Source organism: Rhodococcus sp. CX (genome assembly GCF_015865005.1).
Taxonomy (GTDB): domain Bacteria; phylum Actinomycetota; class Actinomycetes; order Mycobacteriales; family Mycobacteriaceae; genus Rhodococcus.
Window position 1 is genome coordinate 4,238 of the sequence record NZ_JADZGH010000140.1, and the last position, 6,529, is coordinate 10,766.

The window sequence follows — 6,529 nt, forward strand, 5'->3', positions numbered from 1 at the left end:
GGCGTCGATCTCCGCGTTGAACAACCGTCCTTCGGCGACGGTGAGATCGGTGGTCGGCCGGTTCCCGGCGAGGGCCTCCTGCACGCGGCGCAGGGCCGCGGTCTCGTGGGCGGTCATGGCCCGGCCGATGCGCGCCCAGTACTCGAGTTGCTGGCGTCCGGTGCGGTTCTGGCGGCCGCCCTCGGCGATGGCGCTGTCGACGAGTTCGGCGTCGAAGCGGGTGACCTTGTCGGTGTAGGGCGCCATCACGAACCTCCTGGTCCGACGCAACGCATCGGGTGGATGTAGCAGTCTGCTACCGATCGTAGCACAGTGCAACAACGCACGCACCCCCGATCCGGGCAGGTCACCGGACCGGGGGTGCGGAGGTGCGTCAGCGCTTCAGCGGGCTGTAGAACACCAGGCCGTTGCCCTTGTTGTCGTACACTACGGCCCGACGCTCGTGCGCGTCGTCGTACGGGCCCTTCACGATGCCGCCGCCGGCCTCCGCGATCGCCTTCGCCGCGGCGTCCACGTCGGCGGTCTTGATGCCGACGACCACCTGCCCGTGGATCGGATGATCGACCGCGGTCGCGAGCGCCAGGGTCACCCCGCCGCCGTCGAGGGCGGCGAAATGCGTGCCGTCGCGGAACTTGAGTGCCATCCCCAGGGTTTCGCCGTAGAACTTGATCGACTCGTCGAGGTCGTCGGTCGACAGCACGATCATCTTCACTTCGTGGTCACTCACGGAAAAAGCCCTCCTTTGTTGAAAGTGTGCCCAGCGTAACGTCATTCGGCCGCAGCTGAGCAGAGTCCAACGACCGTGTCTTTCGACGACATCCGGCCATCCACCAGGCTGGCGTCCGGCTCGATGTTCGGTCACCATCGACAGGTGGACCGCGCCGCCCGCCTCGCCGTCGCCGTGGACCGGCAGCACGGCCGGTGCCTGTGGTGCGGACGCCGCTTCGGCCGGCTGATCCCACCGACCACCGAACACCTCGTGCCGCGCCTCAAGGGCGGTCCCAGCATCGTCGCCAACGAGGCCGCCGCCTGCTCTCGCTGCAACGCCGACCGCGGCCACACCGGCCCGGTCGACTGGCTCGAGCGATGCCGGAGCCGCGACGGCTGGATTCCCGACGAGGACCTGCTCGCGCGGCTTCTCGAGGACCTCGACGTCGCGCTCGCCGACGGGGGCGGGCACCGGCGCGCCCGGCAGTACCTGGCCGGGCAGTTGCGGCGTCTGCGCCGCGCCTCCTGACTGTCCCCTTTTTCGTCACAGTGACGTTTCAACCCCGAGGTGGTTGAGGGACGGAAGAGGGGAGTCGGGTCACCCCGCGCGGTCCGGCACCGGGCTTCGCCGGGCGCGGTCGCCGCGGCGCCTCCCCGCCAGGACGGCCACGGGGACGGCCAGCGCCACCGCGGCCGTCCTGGCGAATAGGCGTCGCGCGCGTCCAGCAGGGTCCACGCCACGTTGTAGGAGGCATGCCCGAGCACGGCCACGATCGGCGCACCGTTGCCGGCGACCGTCACCTGCACCAACAGAATCCGGAAGACCACGGTGAAGACGAGCTGCCCGAGCAACATTCCCGGCGCGTACCCGGCCTGCAGATACGGAATCAGGTGCCACAGCGCCCAGACGACGCCGATCACGGTGCCCGTGTGCAGGACGCCGTGACGACGCAACAGCGCCGGCATCAGCACCCCGGTCCAGCCGAGTTCCTCGCACACCGCGGCCACGACGTACGCACCGGCCACCAGCGGCAGCGACGACGGGATCCCGGGGAGCCCGCCGCCGGCGATCATCAGCGACGACACCAGGGTCAGCACCGCCGGAACCACGAGCGCGAACCCCACCCAGAAGGCACGCGGCCTGGTGAGCATGCGCCGCCAGGCCGCCCGGGGTCCGCCGCCGGCCGCCAGGGTCGCGACGGCCGGGCACACGAACATCAGGGCACTGAGCGGCAGCTGCGCACCCACCACGACCAGGTCGCCGCCGGTTAGTGCGCCCCACATGTAGAACGGGACGGTCGTGACCGCCAGGACCACCCAGAACCGCGCGAGCCGTGGTTCCACCCCGCGACCTCCCGAGTCAGTGCAGTCACCGTCGCGCAGATGATACCGACGGCGACTGTTCGGGCATCCCGGCACACTCACCACAAAACGTCACTGTGACGAATTCATGGGTTCGCGGGGCTGTAGGGAGGGGACGAGGTGGCAGGGTCGGCCGAACCCGACGAGAGCCGGGAAGACCGGATCCGACACAGACCGGGTCGATCCGGGTTGCGGGCCGCCGGACGGTCGCGGCGCGCGGAAGCGTCGTGCGGTGGCCGGACACCGCGAACCGAGAGATGCGCGTACATCGACGAGTGAGTGCGGTGCAGTGCAGTGCTCAGCGACAGCGCCGGGAACGAGACGTCGACAGACGGTGTCACGACACACGAGCACGGCGCGGCGGCGACACCCGGCAGAGTCGGCGAAACCCCAGGTCGAAGCGTATATCCAAATTGCCGATAATCCACATTATGTCAAGTAGTCGGGATCCGGGTCTTCCCGACCGATAGCGTGGTGGTGGTCCCGGGGTGAAATCCTCGGTGCGCGTACGCCCTACCGGCGGTCGGCCCCACACGCCCGGGCCCCCGAGGCGCCCCAACCAGCCCCGGTTCGGGCTCGACCTAGCCCCGGCTCGCGACCGCCCGGACCGGGCTTCCGACGACTCGACCGCGGTTTGCGTACCGCCGGCGCACACCGCGGACATGCGCCGGCACCTTCGCGCCACGGCGTCGCAACGACAGCACATCCAGATTTCGCGGTCGTTGTACGCACAGCGCTACAGCCGAACAGACACACTCCGAGGTCACCCGCCCCCACTCGGGTCGCCGACCGCATCCACCTCGACGATGGATAAATCTCAATGATGGATAATCACCGTTATCCATCAAATATCTTGTGGCACTTCCCTTTTCGTCCGCACGCTTTCGCGCAGATCGTTTGCGAATAGCAACGGACCGCCGCCCCTCCGCCGCGCAGCACCCAACCTCCCCGCCACGGTGCACAGCCGACGAATCGAGCCTGCCGCATCGCGTCCCGTCCCGCTCCGGCACCCACCCCACCGGACGCCTCGGTGCTGCACCACCTCTCCCCGACTGCGCTCCACCCTTCCACCCCATTCGTCACAGTGACATAAACGAGGTGTCACTCCCCTTCGCGCTCCGGCACCTCGGTCAGCCGGAACACCGGATGCAGCCCGGCTTCCTTCTCGAATTCCGCGGCAGGCGCGCCCGGATCCGCCCGGAAGTACGGGTCGCTCGGGTGGAACGTCGGCGTTCACGGAACCTCCCGGGCTGCGGATGTTCTGCCGTGGTCCAGAATCTCCGACAAGTCGGTACTGTGCACCGCAGATGCTCGACGTGCTTCCCCCGAATCCGAGGACGGTGCCGATGACCGCGTCCGTGTGGCTCACGCCCGGGCAGTTGTCCGAGCGTTCCGGCGTGTCCGTCTCGGCGTTGCACTACTACGAGTCGCGCGGCCTGATCACCAGCCGCCGCACGTCCGGCAATCAGCGGCGGTACCGACGCGACACGCTGCGCCGGGTGGCGTTCATCCGCGTTGCGCAGGGTGTCGGGGTGTCGCTCGACGAGATCCGGGACGCGCTCGACTCGCTGCCGGACAGCCGGGTGCCCACCGCCGCGGACTGGGCGCGGTTGTCGCAGCGCTGGCACGACCGGCTCACCGAACGCATCGAGGAACTGACCGAGCTGCGCGACAGCTTTTCCGGCTGCATCGGCTGCGGCTGCCTGAGCCTGAGCAGCTGTCCGCTGGCGAACCCGGGTGATGTGCTCGCCCAGCAGGGTCCGGGTCCGCGCCGCCTGCACCTGCACGACCGCTGATCCCCCGGTGTGCCTTTCTGGCGGCTCCACCGCCACAAAGGCACACCGGCGGCGCAGCCGCACCGTGGAAACGCGGGTGAAACATGGGTGGGCATATGCTGGCGCGCAGTATCCGGGCGTACCGGACACGCTGCGTTCGCACCGAGGAGGCCCCATGCATCTGACGCCCTCCGAACAGGAGAAGTTGCTGCTCGCCGTCGCCGGGATGGTCGCCCGGGACCGGCACGCGCGCGGCGTGAAGCTCAACTATCCGGAAACCACGGCGCTGCTCACCAACTGGGTCATCGAACGCGCCCGCGACGGGCTGTCGGTCGCCGAACTGATGGTCGCGGGCCGGGAGGTCCTGACCCGCGACGACGTGATGGACGGGGTCGCGGAGATGCTCCCCGACGTCCAGGTGGAGGCGACCTTCCCGGACGGCCGCAAACTCGTCACCATCCACCAGCCGATCGCCTGAGGAGCACGCCATGGCAGGTCTGAACACCACCGGCCCCGGAGCGATCCGTGTCCGCGACGGCGACATCGAACTCAACGCCGACCGGGAACCGGACGAGCGCCTCGAACTGGTCATCGTCAACACCGGCGACCGTCCCGTGCAGATCGGCTCGCACCTGCATCTGCCCTATGCGAATCCGGCGCTCGAGTTCGACCGGGACGCCGCGCACGGGTTCCGCCTCGACATTCCGTCGGGGACCTCACACCGTTTCGAGCCGGGCGCTTCCCGCACCGTGCAGGCGGTCGCGTTGCGCGGCGCGCGGCGGGTGCCGGGCATCGCGATCGGTGTCCCCGACGGCGGCGCGCTCGACGGCCCCCTTTCCGAGCAGAACGGAGACTGATCCGATGGTTCGCATCTCACGGGAGCGCTACGCCGCGCTCTATGGTCCCACCGTCGGCGACCAGGTCCGTCTGGGCGACACCGATCTATGGATCGAGATCGAGGAGGACCGCACCGTCGGCGGTGAGGAAGCGGTGTTCGGCGGCGGCAAGTCCATCCGCGAATCCATGGCGCAGGGGTCCACGACCCGCGCGCAGGGCGCGCCGGACACGGTGATCACGAATGCGATCGTGCTGGACTGGTGGGGTGTCGTCCGCGCGGACGTGGGCATCCGGGACGGGCGGATCACCGCGCTGGGCCGGGCCGGGAACCCGGACATCGCGGACGGGGTGCATCCGGATCTGCAGATCGGTCCGTCCACGGACATCATCAGCGGCGAGGGCAAGATCCTCACAGCCGGCGGCTTCGACACGCACGTGCATCTGATTTCGCCGTCGCAGATCCACGAGGCGCTCGCGACGGGGATCACCTCGATCGCCGGGGGCGGTACGGGCCCGTCGGAGGGCACGAAGGCGACGACGGTGACGCCGGGCGAGTGGCATCTGGGCACGATCCATCGGAGCCTGGAGTCGTTGCCGGTCAACGTGTTGCTGTTCGGTAAGGGCAACACGGTGAGCATGGACGGGTTGGCGGAGCAGGCGCTGGCCGGGGCCGCGGGCTTCAAGGTGCACGAGGACTGGGGGTCGACGCCGGCGGCGCTGGATGCGGCGTTGCGCGCGGCCGACGAGTGGGGCCTGCAGGTCGCGTTGCATTCGGACTCGCTGAACGAGGCGGGGTTCCTGGAGTCGACGATCGAGGCGATCGGCGGCCGGTCGATCCACGCGTTCCACACCGAGGGCGCCGGCGGTGGGCACGCCCCGGACATCATGCGTCTGGCCGGTGAGCCCTACGTGCTGCCCGGGTCGACGAATCCGACGTTGCCGCACACGGTGAACACCGTCGCCGAACATCTGGACATGCTGATGGTGTGCCATCACCTCAATCCGCAGGTGCCGGAGGATCTGGCGTTCGCCGAATCGCGGATCCGGGCGACGACGATCGCGGCGGAGGACGTGCTGCACGACATGGGCGCGATGTCGATCACGTCGTCGGACGCGCAGGCGATGGGCCGGATCGGTGAGGTGATCACCCGGACCTGGCAGGTCGCACACGTGATGAAGGCGCGGCGTGGGCCGCTGGGGTCGTCGTTGCCGGCGGACAACGAGCGGGCCCGCCGGTATGTCGCGAAGTACACGATCAATCCGGCGATCGCGCACGGCGTGGATGTGCACATCGGCTCGGTGGAGGTCGGGAAGATCGCGGACCTGGTGCTGTGGGAGCCGAAGCTGTTCGGGGTGCGGCCCAGTGTCGTGCTCAAGGGTGGCGGCCTGGTGTGGGGTGCGCTCGGTGACCCGAACGCCTCGATTCCGACGCCGCAACCGGTGTTGCAGCGCCCGGCGCTGACCGATGCGATCGGGGCGGACCTGTCGGTGACGTTCGTGTCGCCCGCGGCGATCGAGGACGGCCTGGCCGATCGGCTCGGGATGCGCCGGCCGCTGGTGGCGGTCGCCGACACCCGCGGTGTCGGAAAGGCGCAGATGCGCAACAACGACGTGTTGCCGCGCATCGACATCGACCCGGAGACGTTCGAGATCGACATCGACGGGGAACGGATCGTGCCGGCCCCGGCCGAGCGGCTGCCGCTCGCCCAGTTGTATTCGCTGTTCTGACGTGGACCGGGAGTCGACGGTGCCGTCGCAGTCGCTGTTGCTGGCGTTGCTCGCCGACGCGCGGTTACCGACCGGTGCGCACACCCAGTCCGCGGGCCTGGAACCGGCGTTGCGGGCCG

General features: G+C 69.3%; 6 protein-coding genes and 2 pseudogenes. 5 read left to right on the plus strand and 3 right to left on the minus strand.

What is annotated here, in order from left to right; all coding sequences use genetic code 11:
- Positions 1-246, minus strand: a pseudogene (locus tag I0Q12_RS14750) (ParD-like family protein); the annotation flags it as partial.
- 127 nt (positions 247-373) lie between these two features.
- Entirely contained in the window at positions 374-727 is a 354-nt protein-coding gene (locus I0Q12_RS14755; protein WP_197252622.1) for a VOC family protein, read from the minus strand.
- A 144-nt stretch (positions 728-871) separates the two neighbouring features.
- Here I0Q12_RS14755 and I0Q12_RS14760 point away from each other — a divergent pair, with 144 nt between their 5' ends.
- Entirely contained in the window at positions 872-1,237 is a 366-nt protein-coding gene (locus tag I0Q12_RS14760; RefSeq protein ID WP_197252627.1) for an HNH endonuclease, read from the plus strand.
- A 221-nt stretch (positions 1,238-1,458) separates the two neighbouring features.
- Here the strand turns inward: I0Q12_RS14760 and I0Q12_RS34880 are convergent.
- Positions 1,459-1,992, minus strand: a pseudogene (locus I0Q12_RS34880) (type II CAAX prenyl endopeptidase Rce1 family protein); the annotation flags it as partial.
- Between the two features lie 1,424 nt (positions 1,993-3,416).
- On the opposite strand from I0Q12_RS34880, the gene soxR reads away from it, so the two are divergent.
- The 4 genes from soxR to I0Q12_RS14780 all read left to right on the plus strand — a co-directional run bounded on the left by soxR (position 3,417) and on the right by I0Q12_RS14780 (position 6,410).
- Positions 3,417-3,866, plus strand: coding sequence for a redox-sensitive transcriptional activator SoxR (soxR, locus tag I0Q12_RS14765; protein WP_197252623.1), 450 nt, complete (start codon positions 3,417-3,419; stop codon positions 3,864-3,866).
- Between the two features lie 154 nt (positions 3,867-4,020).
- The gene (locus tag I0Q12_RS14770) at positions 4,021-4,323 is read left to right on the plus strand and encodes an urease subunit gamma (RefSeq protein ID WP_068160404.1); all 303 of its coding nucleotides are present in this window, start codon (positions 4,021-4,023) and stop codon (positions 4,321-4,323) included.
- 10 nt (positions 4,324-4,333) lie between these two features.
- Positions 4,334-4,702: an urease subunit beta gene (gene ureB / locus I0Q12_RS14775; RefSeq protein WP_197252624.1), complete on the plus strand. Its 369-nt coding sequence runs from the start codon at positions 4,334-4,336 to the stop codon at positions 4,700-4,702.
- A 4-nt stretch (positions 4,703-4,706) separates the two neighbouring features.
- Complete coding sequence (locus tag I0Q12_RS14780; RefSeq protein WP_197252625.1) at positions 4,707-6,410, plus strand: urease subunit alpha; 1,704 nt, start codon at positions 4,707-4,709, stop codon at positions 6,408-6,410.
- The last annotated feature ends 119 nt before the right edge of the window (positions 6,411-6,529 follow it).

Excerpts from the sequence above, each read along its gene's own strand:
- ureB (WP_197252624.1), top strand. The coding sequence starts at position 4,334 with ATGGCAGGTCTGAACACCACCGGCCCCGGAGCGATCCGTGTCCGCGAC.
- I0Q12_RS14780 (WP_197252625.1), top strand. The coding sequence starts at position 4,707 with ATGGTTCGCATCTCACGGGAGCGCTACGCCGCGCTCTATGGTCCCACC.
- soxR (WP_197252623.1), top strand. The coding sequence starts at position 3,417 with ATGACCGCGTCCGTGTGGCTCACGCCCGGGCAGTTGTCCGAGCGTTCC.
- I0Q12_RS14770 (WP_068160404.1), top strand. The coding sequence starts at position 4,021 with ATGCATCTGACGCCCTCCGAACAGGAGAAGTTGCTGCTCGCCGTCGCC.